16 protein-coding genes are annotated in these 15,433 nt (G+C 67.5%); 10 read left to right on the top strand and 6 right to left on the bottom strand.

Annotated features, from left to right (window positions below; translation table 11 throughout):
• The first annotated feature begins 313 nt into the window (after positions 1 to 313).
• The 5 genes from C556_RS0101180 (at position 314) to C556_RS0101160 (ending at position 5,130) form a co-directional block, all read left to right on the top strand.
• Positions 314 to 637 (top strand): DUF2782 domain-containing protein, encoded by a 324-nt coding sequence (locus tag C556_RS0101180; RefSeq protein WP_018746391.1) that lies wholly within the window; start codon positions 314 to 316, stop codon positions 635 to 637.
• Between the two features lie 222 nt (positions 638 to 859).
• Positions 860 to 1,366: a GNAT family N-acetyltransferase gene (locus C556_RS0101175; RefSeq protein WP_018746390.1), complete on the top strand. Its 507-nt coding sequence runs from the start codon at positions 860 to 862 to the stop codon at positions 1,364 to 1,366.
• Between the two features lie 101 nt (positions 1,367 to 1,467).
• Complete coding sequence (locus C556_RS0101170; RefSeq protein WP_018746389.1) at positions 1,468 to 2,406, top strand: homoserine kinase; 939 nt, start codon at positions 1,468 to 1,470, stop codon at positions 2,404 to 2,406.
• Positions 2,407 to 2,567: 161 nt separating this feature from the next.
• A complete protein-coding gene (locus C556_RS0101165; RefSeq protein ID WP_018746388.1) occupies positions 2,568 to 3,965 on the top strand; it encodes an FAD-binding oxidoreductase in 1,398 nt (465 codons plus the stop codon).
• A gap of 31 nt (positions 3,966 to 3,996) precedes the next feature.
• The gene (locus C556_RS0101160) at positions 3,997 to 5,130 is read left to right on the top strand and encodes a M14 family metallopeptidase (protein WP_018746387.1); all 1,134 of its coding nucleotides are present in this window, start codon (positions 3,997 to 3,999) and stop codon (positions 5,128 to 5,130) included.
• 167 nt (positions 5,131 to 5,297) lie between these two features.
• Here C556_RS0101160 and C556_RS0101150 read toward each other — a convergent pair whose 3' ends face one another.
• From C556_RS0101150 to ftsY, 6 genes are all read right to left on the bottom strand, one after another.
• A complete protein-coding gene (locus C556_RS0101150) occupies positions 5,298 to 5,591 on the bottom strand; it encodes a hypothetical protein (RefSeq protein WP_018746386.1) in 294 nt (97 codons plus the stop codon).
• 213 nt (positions 5,592 to 5,804) lie between these two features.
• Entirely contained in the window at positions 5,805 to 6,656 is an 852-nt protein-coding gene (rpoH, locus tag C556_RS0101145) for an RNA polymerase sigma factor RpoH (RefSeq protein ID WP_026262712.1), read from the bottom strand.
• A gap of 303 nt (positions 6,657 to 6,959) precedes the next feature.
• Positions 6,960 to 7,865, bottom strand: a complete 906-nt coding sequence (ftsX, locus tag C556_RS0101140) for a permease-like cell division protein FtsX (protein ID WP_018746384.1) — start codon at positions 7,863 to 7,865, stop codon at positions 6,960 to 6,962.
• A gap of 73 nt (positions 7,866 to 7,938) precedes the next feature.
• Positions 7,939 to 8,592 carry a cell division ATP-binding protein FtsE gene (gene ftsE / locus C556_RS0101135; protein ID WP_018746383.1) on the bottom strand — a complete coding sequence of 218 codons (654 nt, stop codon included), beginning with the start codon at positions 8,590 to 8,592 and terminating at the stop codon, positions 7,939 to 7,941.
• Complete coding sequence (locus C556_RS18790) at positions 8,589 to 9,200, bottom strand: GNAT family N-acetyltransferase (RefSeq protein ID WP_018746382.1); 612 nt, start codon at positions 9,198 to 9,200, stop codon at positions 8,589 to 8,591. The genes ftsE and C556_RS18790 overlap by 4 nt, the downstream gene beginning before the upstream one ends.
• Positions 9,201 to 9,315: 115 nt before the next feature.
• Positions 9,316 to 10,410 carry a signal recognition particle-docking protein FtsY gene (gene ftsY, locus C556_RS0101125; RefSeq protein WP_026262711.1) on the bottom strand — a complete coding sequence of 365 codons (1,095 nt, stop codon included), beginning with the start codon at positions 10,408 to 10,410 and terminating at the stop codon, positions 9,316 to 9,318.
• A 105-nt stretch (positions 10,411 to 10,515) separates the two neighbouring features.
• Here ftsY and C556_RS0101120 point away from each other — a divergent pair, with 105 nt between their 5' ends.
• The 5 genes from C556_RS0101120 (at position 10,516) to C556_RS0101100 (ending at position 15,343) form a co-directional block, all read left to right on the top strand.
• Positions 10,516 to 11,925 carry a M16 family metallopeptidase gene (locus C556_RS0101120; RefSeq protein WP_018746380.1) on the top strand — a complete coding sequence of 470 codons (1,410 nt, stop codon included), beginning with the start codon at positions 10,516 to 10,518 and terminating at the stop codon, positions 11,923 to 11,925.
• A complete protein-coding gene (locus tag C556_RS0101115; protein WP_083930212.1) occupies positions 11,915 to 13,270 on the top strand; it encodes a M16 family metallopeptidase in 1,356 nt (451 codons plus the stop codon). Before C556_RS0101120 ends, C556_RS0101115 begins: the two co-directional genes overlap by 11 nt.
• Complete coding sequence (rsmD, locus tag C556_RS0101110) at positions 13,267 to 13,812, top strand: 16S rRNA (guanine(966)-N(2))-methyltransferase RsmD (RefSeq protein ID WP_018746378.1); 546 nt, start codon at positions 13,267 to 13,269, stop codon at positions 13,810 to 13,812. Before C556_RS0101115 ends, rsmD begins: the two co-directional genes overlap by 4 nt.
• Before the next feature lie 219 nt (positions 13,813 to 14,031).
• Positions 14,032 to 14,280 (top strand): YfhL family 4Fe-4S dicluster ferredoxin, encoded by a 249-nt coding sequence (locus C556_RS0101105; RefSeq protein ID WP_018746377.1) that lies wholly within the window; start codon positions 14,032 to 14,034, stop codon positions 14,278 to 14,280.
• 4 nt (positions 14,281 to 14,284) lie between these two features.
• Entirely contained in the window at positions 14,285 to 15,343 is a 1,059-nt protein-coding gene (locus C556_RS0101100; RefSeq protein WP_018746376.1) for a hypothetical protein, read from the top strand.
• The last annotated feature ends 90 nt before the right edge of the window (positions 15,344 to 15,433 follow it).

Here is a 15,433-nt window from a genome sequence, read left to right as displayed (position 1 = left end):
GCCGTGCAGCAGCGACAGGGGCGGAACCCGGCCATTATAAAAGAGCGGTCGACAAAACCCAGCGAAGCGGTTCTGGCAAGACGTGCGCTACCAAGACAATGCAAGGCGTACGGCAAGTGAGCACGGCGCCGCCAGCAGGGTTCTGTTCACCGCTCCAGGCACTGCGCGGCTTGACCGACCGCAGCAGACCGCCCGGCCGGACCACGTATCCTTCCCGGCTTTTTCAGCCCGCGCGCAGGCCGCGACGCAGGCACCAGGACAGGCGCCGGACGACCTCGCCGCGCCGCCCGGAAACCCGTAACCGGAGAACCCCATGCCCGTCAGCCCGCGCTATCTCGCTTGCCTGTTCAGTCTGCTGGCCGCCTTCGCGGTGGCCGCCGACGACACCCCGCCGCCGATGCCCGACGAAGGCGCGGACGCCGCCACCGTCGAAGAGCCGGAAGTGCGCATCATCGAGAAGGACGACGCCACCGTCGCCGAGTACCGCATCCAGGGCAAGCTCTACATGATGCGGGTGACGCCCAGGGTCGGTAAGCCCTACTACCTGATCGACCGCGAAGGCAACGGCCGCTTCGACCGCGAGGACATCGGCGGCCCGAATCTCTCGGTGCCGCGCTGGGTGCTGTTCGAATGGTGAGTGCTGGTTGGTAACAGCAAATCTGTGAACACAGAGATCACGGAGAACACAGAGGGCACGGAGAAGATCAAAACCGTATGGAGCGAAAACCCAGGCGTCATCCGCTGACAACTGGGTGTGCCTCTCTCCAGGTTTTCTCTGTGTCCTCTGTGTTCTCCGTGCACTCTGTGTCCACAGGTTTTTTCCCCCTCTCCCCGCCCACCCCGCCCACCCCGCCCCCCCATGCCGACCGATTCCCGCTATACCCATCGCATCGCCAACCGCGCCGACCTGCCGCGCATCATCGAGATCTACAACGCCACCATCCCGTCGCGCCAGGTGACGGCCGATCTGGCGCCGGTCAGCGTCGCCAGCCGCGAGCCGTGGTTCGCCGCCCATCCGCCGGAGCGCCATCCGCTGTGGGTGGCCGAGCGCGACGGGCGGGTGGTCGGCTGGTTGAGCTTTTCGGCGTTCCACAGCCGCTCGGCCTACGACGGCACCGCCGAGCTGGGCATCTACGTAGACGAGGCCGAGCGCGGCCATGGTCTGGGGCGGCAAATGCTGCGCGACGCCATGGCGCAGGCGCCGGCATTGGGTTTCCATACGCTGGTCGGGCTGATCTTCGGTCACAACGCGCCCAGCCTGGCGCTGTTCGAGGCGCACGGCTTCGCGCGCTGGGGCCACCTGCCCGAGGTGGCGATCCTCGACGGCGTGGCGCGCGACCTGGTGATCGTCGGCCGCAAGGTGTGAGCGCTGTCGTGGACTGGCCCTGAACGCGCGCCGGCCATCGTCATCCGGCACCGGCTTGCGTAAACTGCGGGCTTTTCGCGGCCCCTGATTCCGAGCGCAACATGTCCGTCTTCACCACCGTCACCGCCGACGACCTGCAACCGTTCCTGAAGCGCTACGCCATCGGGACGCTGGTCGATCTCAAGGGCATCGCCGCCGGCGTCACCAACACCAACTACTTCGTCACCACCACCCACGGCCGCTACGTGCTGACGCTGTTCGAGACGCTGCGCGCCGACGAGCTGCCGTACTACGTCAACCTGATGGCGCACCTGGCGCAACACGGCATCGCGGTGGCGGCGCCGATCGCCAACCTGGACGACGCCTATACCGACACGCTGAACGGCCGCCCGACGCTGCTGGTGACCTGCGTGCCCGGCCAGGTGATCGACAGCCCGTCTCCGGCGCAATGCGCGCAGGTGGGCGAGATGCTGGCGCAGATGCACCGCGCGGCCGCGCACTACGCCGGCCACATGGACAATCCGCGCGGGCTGGCGTGGTGGCAGGCCACCGCCGAATCGGTCTATGCCTTCATGCCGCCCGCCGAGGCCGACTTCCTGCGCCGCGAGCTGGCGACGCAGGCGCAGGCCGACTTCTCGCACCTGCCACGCGGCGTGGTGCACGCCGACCTGTTCCGCGACAACGTGCTGATGGACGGCGATCAGGTGGGCGGCTTCATCGACTTCTACTACGCCTGCAACGACGTGCTGCTGTACGACGTGGCGATCACCCTCAACGACTGGTGCGTGACCGCCGACGGCGACATCGACCCGGCGCGCGCCCGCGCCTTCCTGGCCGGCTATCAGGGCGTGCGACCCTTGAACGACGCCGAGATCGCGGCGTGGCCGCTGATGCTGCGCGGCGCGGCGATCCGCTTCTGGACCTCGCGCCTGCTCGATTTCCACAAGCCGGCGGCCGGCGAGATGACCTTCGCCAAGGATCCGGGCCATTTCCACCGCGTGCTGTCGCAACACGTGGCGCGGCACGATTTCTGGCTGTGACCGAAGAGCGGGATGCGGGCGGCGCCACGCCGGATGAAGGCATCGCAAGCGGCGGCGCCAGCTTGCAACCATCGCCCCGCGACCCCATCTGAACAGGCATGTCCGGCCCGGCGCCATCACCCGGCAACCGGCCCGCTGCGCTCCGCCCGATAGGCCACCTCGTGAACGAATTCCTTTCCTCCCTCGCAACCCTGCTCGGCGACGGCGGCGTGCTGGTCGGCAGCGCCACCCACGGCTACCTGCTGGACCAGCGGCGGCGCTGGCAGGGCGCGGCGCTGGCGGTGGCCCGCCCGCGCGACACCGCCGAAGTCGCGGCGCTGGTGAAGCTGTGCGCAGCGCACGGTGTCAGCCTCGTGCCGCAGGGCGGCAACACCAGTCTGTGCGGCGCGGCCACGCCCGACGCCAGCGGGCGGCAACTGGTGGTGTCGTTCGAGCGGATGGGCCGCATCGTCGAAGTGGACGCGGCCAACGACACCATCACGGTGGAGGCCGGCGCCACCATCGCCGAGGTGCAGGCGGCGGCGCGCTCGGCCAACCGGCTGTTCCCGGCCGAATGGGCGGCGTCGGCGTCGGCGCGGGTCGGCGGCGCGCTCGGCACCAACGCCGGCGGCGTCAATGTGCTGCACTACGGCAACATGCGCGAGCTGACGCTGGGGCTGGAGGTGGTACTGGCCGACGGCAGCGTATGGAACGGCCTGCGCGGGCTGCGCAAGGACAACACCGGCTACGATCTCAAGCATCTGTTCATCGGCGCCGAAGGCACGCTGGGGCTCATCACCCGGGCGGTGTTGCGGCTGTACCCGGTGCTGTCGGCGCACGCCACCGCGCTGGTCACGGTGGCCGATCCCGCCGCCGCGGTGACGCTGCTGCGCGGCTTGCAGGCGGCGATCGGCGACCGCGTCACCTCGTTCGAGCTGATCTCGCGCCGTTGCTGGGCGCTGCTGGCCGAGCACTGCCCCGAGCTGCCGCACCCGCATGCCACGCCGCCGGACTGGTGCGTGCTGGTGGAGGTGTCCGACGCCGGCGACAGCGAGTCGCTGCTGGAACGCTTCGCCGAGGCGCTGCTGGCGCTGGGCTTCGAGGACGCGCTGGTGGCGCAGTCGTCGCAGGACGCCGCGGCCTTCTGGACGCTGCGCGAATCGATCCCCGAGGCGCAACGGCGGCGCGGCGTATCGATCAAGCACGACGTGGCGGTGCCGATCTCGGCCATCCCCACCTTCCTGGTCGAGGCCCAGGCGGCATTGAAGGCTGAATTTCCCGCCGCCGACATCGTGGCTTTCGGCCATGTGGGCGACGGCAATCTGCACTACAACGTGTTCCTGGACGACAAGACCAACGCGGTCTATGCCCACGAGCCGGCGATCAACCAGGTGATCTACCGGCTGGTGGCGGATCTGCATGGCACCTTGTCGGCCGAACACGGCATCGGCGTGCTCAAGCGCGACGAGCTGGCGCACTACCGCGACCCGCTGGAGCTGGCGCTGATGCACGCCGTGAAGCGCGCGCTCGACCCGCGCAATCTGATGAACCCGGGCAAGGTGCTGCAGGCCGAGGATTGACCGCGCCCCGCCCGCTTTGGCGAGCCAACGCATGATCCATCTTTCCACCGCCTTCGATTCTGGCGCCGTCTCCGTGCTGTCGAGCGCCGATCCGGCCGACATCCGCCTGGCGCTGCGCCCCGACAACGCCGCCGACTTCAAGCAATGGTTCCACTTCCGCGCCAGCGGCGTGCGCGGCGTGGCCTGCGGCTACACCCTGACCGACGCCGCCGACTCGGCCTATCCCGACGGCTGGGACGGCTACGCGGTGCGCGCCTCGTACGACCGGCAGCATTGGTTCTGCGTGCCCAGCCGCTACCGCGACGGCCAGTTGCAGTTCGAGCACACCCCCGAGTACGACACCGTCCACTACGCCTACTTCGAACCGTATTCGTGGGAACGCCACCTCGACCTGGTGGCCGGCGCCCAGACCGCCGCGCCGTGGTGTGCGGTGGAGCGGCTGGGCCTGACGCTGGACGGGCGCGAGCTGGACCTGCTGCGCATCGGCGAGCCGGCGCCCGGCAAGCGCAATATCTGGGTGATCGCACGCCAGCATCCCGGCGAGAGCATGGCCGAATGGTTCGCCGAAGGGCTGATCGAAGCGCTGCTCGACGGCGAACACGCCCCGGCGCGCGCGCTGCTGGAACGCGCGGTGCTGTACGTGGTGCCCAACATGAATCCGGACGGCAGCGTGCGCGGCAACCTGCGCACCAACGCGGCCGGCGCCAACCTCAACCGCGAATGGGCCGAGCCGACGATGGAACGCAGCCCCGAAGTGGCGCTGGTACGGCACAAGATGCTGGAGATCGGGGTGGACGCCTTCCTCGACGTGCACGGCGACGAGGCCATCCCCCACAACTTCGTCGCCGGCTGCGAGGGCAATCCGTCGTTCTCGGCGCGGCAGGGCCGGTTGCAGCAGGCGTTCAAGGCGGCGTGGCTGGCGGCCAGCCCGGATTTCCAGGTGAAGCACGGCTACGAGGAACGGCAGTTCGGCCCGGAACAGATGACGCTGGCGACCAACTGGGTGGGCGACCGTTTCGACTGCCTGGCCTTCACCATCGAGATGCCGTTCAAGGACACGGCCGACCGGCCGCTGCCGGCGGTGGGATGGAACGGGGAACGCAGCCGGCAGTTCGGCGCGTCGGTGCTGCTGCCGCTGCTGTCGGTGCTGGATACGCTGCGCTGAGACGGCGCTCGCGGTACGCGTGGCCGCAATGCGTGCTCTGTCTTGCCGCGTGCCGGCGGGCGCCTGGTGCGAATCGTCTTCGCACCCGCGTTTGAAGGGCGATTCGCCCTAGGGCGTGTCATCCCGAACTGCACCGAACGCTGCCGCGAAACCATTGATGACACGCCCTAGACCTTGAGCGAGATCGAGGTGACGTGATCGGTGGCGCGCCGGCCATGCTGGCGCCGGTCCTGGCTGGCACGGGTATCCAGGGGGGTATCGACCTTGTCGTGACGACGCTGGGCCTGGCGGCGATCCTCGCCGCTGCGACGTTCCACGCCGTCCCACACTGTTTCGGCACGCGCTTGCGAGGCGTCGGCGGGGGTCGGCTTGGGGCCGGCCTGCTGCGGCGGCGGCCCGGCGGTGTCGGCGCCGATGAAGGCCAGCACCGGCTCGATCAGCTGCTGGTTGAATAGACGCATGATAATTCCTTCCGAATCAATGGCTTTGAGCGATATATCGGGAGGTTGTCAGCTTGCTTGACGATGGATGGGACCAGCGGTCGTTTTGCCCGCACAAACGGGAAACATTCGCGTTTCTTTGCAAGAAAGCGCTGCCAACGTGGGGCTTCCACCCGGCCCGCGCCCAAGAAAAAAGCCCGCATACAGCGGGCTTTTTCATCAGAGGCAGTCCGGTCAGGCCGGCACCAGCGCCTGTTTCATCTTTTGCAGCGCCTTGGATTCGATCTGGCGGATGCGCTCGGCCGACACCTTGAATTCGGCGGCAAGGTCGTGCAGCGTCTTGCCCTCGCCTTCGTCGGCCAGCCAGCGCGCCTCGACGATACGGCGGCTGCGGGCGTCCAGCGTGTCGAGCGCTTCGGTGATGCCTTCGGACTGCAAGCGATCGTAGGCGCGGCGCTCGATGGTCGCCACCGGCTCGTTGTCGCTGTCGGCCAGCCAGTCGATGGGCGCGAAGCCGTCCTCGTCGCCGTCGTCGGCCATCAGCGCCACGTCCTGGCCGGACATGCGCATTTCCATCTCCAGCACTTCCTCGCGCTTGACGCCCAGGTCGTCGGCGATGGCCTGCGCCTCGGTATGGGTCAGCGCGGCCAGGCTGGATTTCATCGAGCGCAGGTTGAAGAACAGCTTGCGCTGCGCCTTGGTGGTGGCCACGCGGACCAGACGCCAGTTGCGCAGGATGTATTCGTGGATCTCGGCCTTGATCCAGTGCACCGCGAACGAGAACAGGCGCACGCCGCGCGTGGGCTCGAAACGCTTTACCGCCTTCATCAGACCGATATTGCCTTCCTGGATCAGGTCCGCCTGCGGCAGCCCGTAGCCCGCGTAACCGCGAGCGATCGAGACCACTACCCGCAAATGGGACATCACCAGCCGGCCGGCCGCTTCCAGATCGTTGCCGCGGGTCAGCCGGGTTGCGAGTTCGGTCTCTTCCTCTTGCGTGAGCATGGGGATGGCATTGACGCGCTGGATGTACGCTTCGATGCTGTCGCCGCCCGAGATCACGGGAAGGGTGAGACTGTGACTCATGCGAATCTCCTATCAAACAGAAGCCGGGGCTGATTCACCCCGGCGTTTATGTTAGCACTCGAACCGTAGGAGTGCTAAGCCGTCGGGAAAGTTCATTCCGCCGCTGGGCACCACGCGGCGCAATGCCATCGGAGGCTTCCGATTCAAGCACAGGCGGCAGTGGGGGTGCACGTCAAAAATTCTCATGGCGCGGATAGCTTTTCACTATACGTCGCGGAGAAAAACCCTTCTCCGAGAAGGGCTTACAGGGCGAAGGCGGGCGCGCCGGCGCACGTACGGCGCGAGGTTCGCCCGCCAGGCGCCCTAGTGATGCCGCCGCAGGTGGCGCCAGACGGCGACCCAGGCGCCCGCCAGACTGAGCAACACGGTGATCGCGCACACCACGGCCACCTCGGCCGGGTTGGGCAGGCGCAGCAGGAAGGTTTCGCCGTAGGTGGCGGCCAGGTCGCGCACGGCGGGGTTCAGCCACGACAGCGCGGCGGCGACGATGCCGCAGGCCGCCAGCCCGCCCAGCAGCCCCTGCAAGGCGGCCATGTACAGGAACGGCCGGCGGATGAAGATGTCGGTGGCGCCGATCAGCTTGGCCACTTCGATCTCCTCGCGCCGGGTCAGGATCTGCATGCGGATGGCGTTGCCGGTGATCAGCGCCAGCGCCGCCGCCAGCAGGGCCACCACCACCTGCAACAGCACTTCGCCCAGGGCGATCAGGCGCTCCAGCCGTTGCGCCCAGGCCGAATCGAGCTGTACTTCCTCCACCCCGGCGTGGCGGGCCAGCGTGTCGCGCAATTGCTCCAGCTCCGCCGACGACGCACCCAGGCGCGCGGTGACGATGAAGGCGTCCGGCAGGGGATTCTCGGTCAGTCCGGCCATCAGATCGGCACTGCCCACACGCTCCTGCAACTGCTTGAGCGCTTCGTCACGCGGCACGAACCGCACCTGCGCCACGCGCCCGTCGGTGGCCAGTTGCTCCTTGAGCTTGCCGATCTCGGCCGGCGTGGCGGCGTTGCGCAGGAAGATCGACAACTGCGGCTCGACCGGCACCTTGCCGGTGACGGCGGCGACGCTGCTCAGCAGCAGGTAGAAGCCGAACGGGAACGACGCCGCGATGGCGATCACCAGCAGGTTGAGCAGAGTGTTGACCGGCGTGCGGACCATGCTGCCGAGGGTGCGGACCAGGGCCAGGCGATTCAGGCGCAGCCAGTGTTTCATGTCGGGGACCTATCGCAACGGAAGGAACGCCACGCCGGGGCCTGGCGCGAGGATCGGCTGGGGCGGCGCGCGTTCATGCGGTGAACTCGCCATGCTTGAGCCGCAGGATGCGGCGGCCGTAGTCGGCCATCAGCGATTCGTCGTGGGCGGCGATCACCAGGGTGACGCCCACCTGGTGGAACGACTTGAACAATTCGAGGATATCGTGCGCGTAGTCGCGGTCGAGGTTGGCGGTGGGCTCGTCGGCCAGCAGGATGGCGGGGCGATGCACCACGGCGCGCGCGATGCACAGCCGCTGCTGCTCGCCGCCGGACAGTGCGATCGGGTTGAGCGATTCCTTGCCGGCCAGGCCCACCTTGTCCAGTGCGGCCAGCACGCGGCGACGCACCTCGGGGCCGCTGAAGCCGATGATGTCCAGCGGTAGCCGCACGTTGTCGAACACGCTGCGGTCGAACAGGATCTTGTGGTCCTGGAAGATCAGCCCGATGTGGCGGCGCACGTAGGGCAGCGCCTTGCGGCTCAGCCGAGACACGTTCTGGTGGTTGACCAGCACCGCGCCGGAGGTGGGGCGTTCGATGCCGGCAATCAGCTTAAGCAGGGTGGATTTGCCCGCGCCGGAATGCCCGGCCAGGAACACCAGCTCGCCGCTGCGGATCTCGAAGCTGAGCTGCTTCACCGCATCGATGCCACCGGGGTAGCGTTTGCTGACTTGTTGAAACTGGATCATGAAGTCTCGATTCCCGACGACTCGGATTCGGAAGGACGGCTTGGCGCCGCGCCCCGCGCCAGCAGGGCATCCTGCGCATCTTGCCATTGCTGTGCATTCAGGCAAAACCGCAGGATGGAGACCGGCTCCCGATCCGGTCGACATTGCTCATGGACCTCGTCGTACTGGGTCATGCCCAGCCGCCGCAGCAACGCGGCCGATGCCACGTTCTCGGCCAGGCAATCGGCGTACAGCGTGTCCAGTTGCAGTGCCGCGAAGCCGAAGCGCACCACGGCCTGCGCCGCCTCGCCCGCCAGCCCCTGGCGCCAGAACGTGCGCCCCAGCCAGTAGCCCAGTTCGGCCTCGACGCCGCTGCGCCGCATCAGGCCCATCGCGCCGATGGGCAGGCCGTCGCGCAGCAGCACGAAGTTGTATTCGATCTCGGCGGCGGCCAGATCGGACTGCGCGTCGATCCAGCGCACCGCGCTGTCCGCCACGTAGGGATACGGCATGCGGCGCGTCATGCGCGCCACTTCCCAATCGTTGGCATGGTGGACCAGCCCCGCCACGTCCTCGGCACGCGGGGCACGCAGCAGCAGGCGAGGGGTTTCCAGCACGGGCAGGTACATGGTGCCTGTTCAGCTTCCTTGCAGGGTGACGGACAGATCGCGGCGGGCGCGATCCGGGACGGGTACGCCGGCCGCGACCCCGGCCACGCTCGGTGGTCGGGCCGAGGCGGCGCGGTCAGTCGAACAGCGCATCAACATAGTCGGCGGCGACGAAGGGGCGCAAATCGTCGATGCCCTCGCCCACACCGACGAAACGCACGGGAACGGCGCGCTGCTTGGCGATGGCGGCGATCACCCCGCCCTTGGCGGTGCCGTCCAGCTTGGTCAGCACCAGGCCGGTCAGGCCCAGCGCGTCGTCGAACGCCTTCACCTGGTTGACCGCGTTCTGGCCGGTGTTGGCGTCGAGCACCAGCATCACTTCGTGCGGGCCGGTGGGATCGGCCTTCTGCACCACGCGCTTCACCTTCTTGATTTCCTCCATCAGGTGCAGCTGGGTCGGCAGGCGGCCGGCGGTATCGACGATCACCACGTCCACCCCGCGCGCGCGCGCGGCGTTCACCGCGTCGAACGCCACCGCCGCGGCGTCGCCGCTGTCCTGCGCGATCACCTGCACGCCGTTGCGCTCGCCCCACACCACCAATTGCTCGCGCGCGGCGGCGCGGAAGGTGTCGCCGGCGGCCAGCAACACGCTCTTGCCCTGCGACTGGAAGTACTTGGCCAGCTTGCCGATGCTGGTGGTCTTGCCGGCGCCGTTCACGCCGGCCACCATCAGGACGAACGGCTTGTGTTCGCCCAGCGACAACGGCACTTCCAGCGGGCCGATCAGCTCGTTCAACGATTCTTTCAGCGCGCCCTTCAGTTCCTGACTGTCCTTCAAGCCTTTCAGCGAAACGCGATCCCGCACGTTCTTGAGCAGATGGCCTGTGGCATCGACGCCCATGTCCGCCGTCAGCAATACGGTTTCCAGCTCTTCGTAGAGGTCTTCGTCGATCTGCCCACCGCCGAACAGGCCGGCCAGGTTCTTGCCGAGCGCGTTGCGCGTCTTGGCCAAGCCGGCCTTCAGTCGTTCCGCCCAGGAAAGACGTGGTTTATCCTGCGGCTGGGCGACCTGGAGCGGCGCGGACGGCTCGACCGGCGCCGGGGCCGGCTCCGGGCTTTCCAATGGCGCCGGGGTGGCGGACACTTCGACAGCTTGGGATTCCTCCGCTGGTTGCGGCGGGGTTTCCGGTGTCTCCTGCTTACCAAGCTTTTGTTTGAAAAAACTGAACATAGAAGGGGTTGCTTCCTTTCGGCATCCAGCATGGCAAGCCCATGCTGACAAGTTGGTAGAATTCTATCCTCCGTTGCCCTCCCCGCCCACCTGAAGGCCACATCGATGTCACGTCATGCCGCGTTTGCCTGTTGTTGCGCCAGCCTGCTGCTGGCCATGTTCACCCCCGCCTGGGCCGCGAAGACGGTAGGGGGGCTCAAGCCGAGCAATCCGGTGGTGGAGCCGACGCTGGTGCACCCGTTGCTGGCCACCCGCGTCGAGCACCTGGACAACGGCATGACGGTGGTGCTGCACGAGGATCACCGCGCGCCGGTGGTGGAGTTGCAGGTGTGGTACCGCATCGGCGCCATCGACGAGCCGGCGGGCCTGACCGGCATTTCGCACGCGCTGGAGCACATGATGTTCCGCGGCACCGCCAAGGTGCCCACCGGCGAATACCACAGCCGTGTCGCGCGCCTGGGTGGCGAGAACAACGCGTTCACCACCCGCGACTACACCTATTACTACCTGACCCTGCCCGCCTCCGACCTGGAAACCGCGTTCGACCTGGAAGCGGATCGCATGCAGCACCTGGCGCTGGCCGAGCCGCTGTTCAAGACCGAGATCGAGGTGGTCAAGGAAGAGCGCCGGCTCAACACCGAGAACAACGCATTCCGCGCCTTCGGCGAAAGCATGCAGGGCGTGGTCTATCCCGAATCGCCGATGCGCAACCCGGTGATCGGGCACATGGACGACCTGAACAAGATGCAGGTATCGAGCCTGCGCGACTGGTACGGCAAGTGGTATGCGCCGAACAACGCCATCGTGGTGCTGGCCGGCGACTTCGACCCCGCCCGGACGCTGCCGCTGCTGCAACGCTACTTCGGCGCGATCCCGAGCCGCGCCCTGCCCGCCCGCGCAGCGCCGCAGGAACCGGTGCAGCAGGCCGGCAAGCGCGTGGTGCTGAAGAAGCCCTCGCGCTCCAGCCTGGTCAGCTTCCAGTGGCGCATCCCCGCCGATGCCCCGCCGCGCGATCTGGCCGCGCTGGACGTGCTGGCCGAGATGCTGTCGCACGATTACCAGGATCGCCGCCTGGCGCTGGCCAGCGACAGCCTCTACGCCAACTTCGACTATCCCACCCGGGGCGAACCGCTGTTCGTGTTCAACGCCACGCCGTCCAAGGACGCGTCGCTGGGCGAGCTGGAATCGGCAATGCAGAAGCAGGTGGCTTTGCTGCGCGGCGCCGGCCTGTACGGCCAGATGCTGGAACGGGCGCAGCAGCGTCTACAGGCCCGCAGCTATTTCTCCTACGACGAGTTGTCCAACCGCGCCAGCGAGCTGGGCATGCTGACGTTGTACGGCTTCACCCCCGAGCAGTACGTCGCGCACCTGAACCTGCTGCAACAGGTGACTCTGAAGGATCTGGAACGGGTGGCCGACACCTATCTCAAGGACGAGCACCGCGTGGTCGGTGTGCTGGAAGCCCAGCCGATCGACAAGATCGTCGCCACCCAGGAAATCAAGCATGACCGTTAAGCAGTGGATGGTGGCCGGCGTCGCCGCCTTGTGGGCCGCCGGCGCGGCCGCGTTTCCGACCATCCAGCACTGGCAGACCGCCAACGGCGTGCCGGTCTACCTGGTGGAACGGCACGGCCTGCCGGTGATCGACCTGCGCCTCGACGTGGACGCGGGCGAAAGCCGCTCCCCGCTCGACGAGCCCGGGGTGGCGTCGATGACGGCCTATGGCCTGATGGACAAGGAATACGACGGCAACGAGCTGCGCTCGCCGCTGGAGATCCTGACCGACACCGGCAACCAGTACTGGGCGGACATCCGCCGTGACCGCGCCACCATCAACCTGCGCGTGGTCAGCACCCGCAGCCCGATGACCATGGTCAGCACCGTGGCCAAGCAACTGGCCGACGCCAAATATCCATTCGAATCGTTCAAGTACCGGCGCGACGCGGTGATCGGGCAATTGACCGACGACCCGGCCAAGGCATCCGCCGAGGACGCGCTGACGATGGCGCTGTACGGCAAGCATCCGCTGGGTAACCTGGACCGCCGCACCCCGGCCACGGTCAAGAAAGTGGGCAATTCGGACACGCGCGGCTTCCAGCGGCGCTACTACGTGCCCGGCAACCTGATCATCACCCTGGTCGGCGACGTCAGCCGCGCGGACGCGGAAAAGATGGCCGAGCTGCTGACCGCGCACCTGCCCAAGGGCGAAGCCGCCGCACCGCTGCCCGCGCTGGCGATCCCGCCCGGCCCCGCGGACACCGCGCCGATCCGTCTGGTGCGGCAGAAGAACCAGAGCACCATCGAAATGGCGCAGTTGCTGGACATCGACCGCCAGTCGCCGGACATGCCCGCCATCATGCTGGGCAACTACATGCTGGGCAGCTCCGGCTTCCAGTCGCGGCTGATGCGCGAACTGCGCGAGAAACGCGGCCTGACCTACAACGTGAACAGCTCGCTGGGCATTTTGCGCGGCCACAGCATGCTCGACATCGAGATCAGCACCCGCAGCGAGCAGGAGCAGCAGGCGCTGCAACTGCTGCGCGACGAAGTCGCGCGCTTCACCCGCGAAGGGCCGAGCGACGCCGAACTGTCCGAGGCCAAGGATCGCTACCTGCGCAGCATGAGCTTCTGGGGCAGCACCAACGAATCGCTGATCGGGCTGGTGGCCAACCTGGGCTATTACGGTCTGCCGCTCGATTACTACGATCGGCTGTCCGAGCGCATCGCGGCGCTGACCGCCGCCGACATCAAGACGGCCTGGCAGCGCCACGTCGATCCGGCGCGCTTCCTGGTCGCGATCGAAGGCCCCGAGCCGGCCAAGACCGAGGCCCCCGCCGCCGCGCAGGCCTCGGCGCCATGAGCCAGGCGCGCAACCAGTTGCGCATCGTCGGCGGCGAATACCGGCGGCGCGTGCTGCGGTTTCCCGACGCCGAGGGGCTGCGCCCCACGCCCGACCGCGTGCGCGAAACGCTGTTCAACTGGCTGGGCCAGGATCTGACCGGCAAGACCTGCCTGGACCTGTTCGCCGGCAGCGGCGCGCTGGGCTTCGAGGCCGCCAGCCGCAACGCCAGGCGCGTGGTGATGGTGGAGAAAGCCAGGCCGGTGCACGCGGCGCTGGCCGCCAACCGCCAGTTGCTGAACGCCAGCCATATCGAGCTGGTGCACGGCGACGCACTGGCCTGGCTGGCCCGCACCGGCGAGCGCTTCGACGTGGTGTTCCTCGACCCGCCATTCGCGTCCGATCTGCTGGGCAAGGTGCTGGCGCTGTTGCCCGAACGGCTGGCCGACGACGCGCTGGTCTATGCCGAATGCGCGCACTGGCCCGAGCTCGCCGACTGGGACATCGTGCGCGAGGGCAAGGCCGGCACCGTGCACTACGCGCTGCTGCGCCGCGCGGCCTGAGCGACCGCGCCCTTTTCCAGCCCGCCGACCTGCCGCACCCCGGCATTTTTCCCGTCGCCCCGTCGCGGCGGCCCGGCCGGCTTTGCAATGCGGCAAAGAAAACGCAGCCGCCTTCCCCTTGTCATTGTTTGCCGGCCCCGAAAGTGGGACAATCGCGCGATCTAGGCTAGTCCCATGTTTTTACTGGTTTTTTTATCCGCTTTACCGAGGAAGTAATCGATGTCCCTGATGATCACCGACGAATGCATCAATTGCGACGTCTGCGAACCCGAGTGCCCCAACCACGCGATCTCCCAAGGCGCCGAGATCTACCAGATCGACCCCAACCTGTGCACCGAATGCGTCGGCCACTACGACGAGCCGCAATGCCAGCAGGTCTGTCCGGTGGACTGCATTCCGCACGACCCGGATCGGCAGGAAAGCAAGGAAGCGCTGATGCAGAAGTACCTGGCGATCAGCGCGGCCTGACGCGATGAGCATGGTGCCGCGCGCCCACGATCTGCGCTCCGAGATCGACCAGACTCTGGCCGTGGCCGGCACCCTGGCCAATGTTTCACCCAATCAGGCCCTGCAACTGGCCGGCCAGGCGCAGATGCTGGCCGAATCCATCGAATACCACCCCGGCCAGGCGCTGGCGCTGTATACCCAGGCCGCCGCGCACAGCGCGCGCAACGTGCTGAACGAGGCGGACCAGGCGGCCCGCCGCGCGCTGGAGATGGCCGAGACCCACGCGTTGTGGTCGCTGTGGTTCGATACGCTGGACCTGGCCTCCGGCATCTCCTACGACCTCGAACAATACGACGTGGCGGTGGACAACTGGCTCAAGCAGCTGGAGCGCGGTTTCGACCGCAACGACCCGCTGGCCATCCTGCGGGGCTACCTGGGCCTGGGCAAGGCGTTCTTCATCTATGGCGATCCGGTCACCACCACCGCCATGCTGGAGAAGGCCCGCGAATACCTGCCGCAGATCAGCCGCAACGACGTGGCGTTCTGCCTCTACATCAACTTGGCGGCCGACGCCTGTCACCGCGGCGATTTCGCCGCCGCACTGGTGGAGCTGGCCGCCGCCGAAGCCCTGCTCGACGACATGGGCTACTGCCAGTACGAACACGAGCTGTACTACTACCGCGGCCACATCTATCGCCGCCAGGGCAAGTTGCAGGCCGCGCTGCGGCAACTGGAGCGCTCGCTGGTGCTGAACGCCGGCACCAGCAACCAATGGGGGCGCACCGTCAACCTGATCGAGCTGGGCGAAACCTGTCTGGACCTGGGCCAGCTGCACGCGGCGCAGTACTACCTGAACAGCGTCGAGGAAGTACCGATGCTGTATCTGCAGATGCAGATCCATGGCGTGCTGGCGCGGGTGAGCGCCGCCGTCGGTCGTACCGACCGCGAGTTCGTGCACTGGCAGAAGCACTTCGCGCTGGCCGAGCAACTGGCCGAAGCCGGCGCCCAGCCGCATGTGGCCAAGCTGCGCAGCAAGGCGCTGGCCGAACGCATGCGCATCGTGGAAAACCGCCGCCAGGGCTGAAGCGCCCATCCGCCCGACGACAACGGCCCGACAGGGCCGTTTTTCCTATCCAGCGTTCCCGTACCCGTGGCCATAAAAAAACCCCGCCCA

This window comes from Chitiniphilus shinanonensis DSM 23277 (assembly GCF_000374805.1).
In the GTDB taxonomy this organism is placed as follows: domain Bacteria; phylum Pseudomonadota; class Gammaproteobacteria; order Burkholderiales; family Chitinibacteraceae; genus Chitiniphilus; species Chitiniphilus shinanonensis.
The sequence above is the reverse complement of the archived record's forward strand: the minus strand, read 5'-3'. Positions and strand labels throughout refer to the sequence as shown.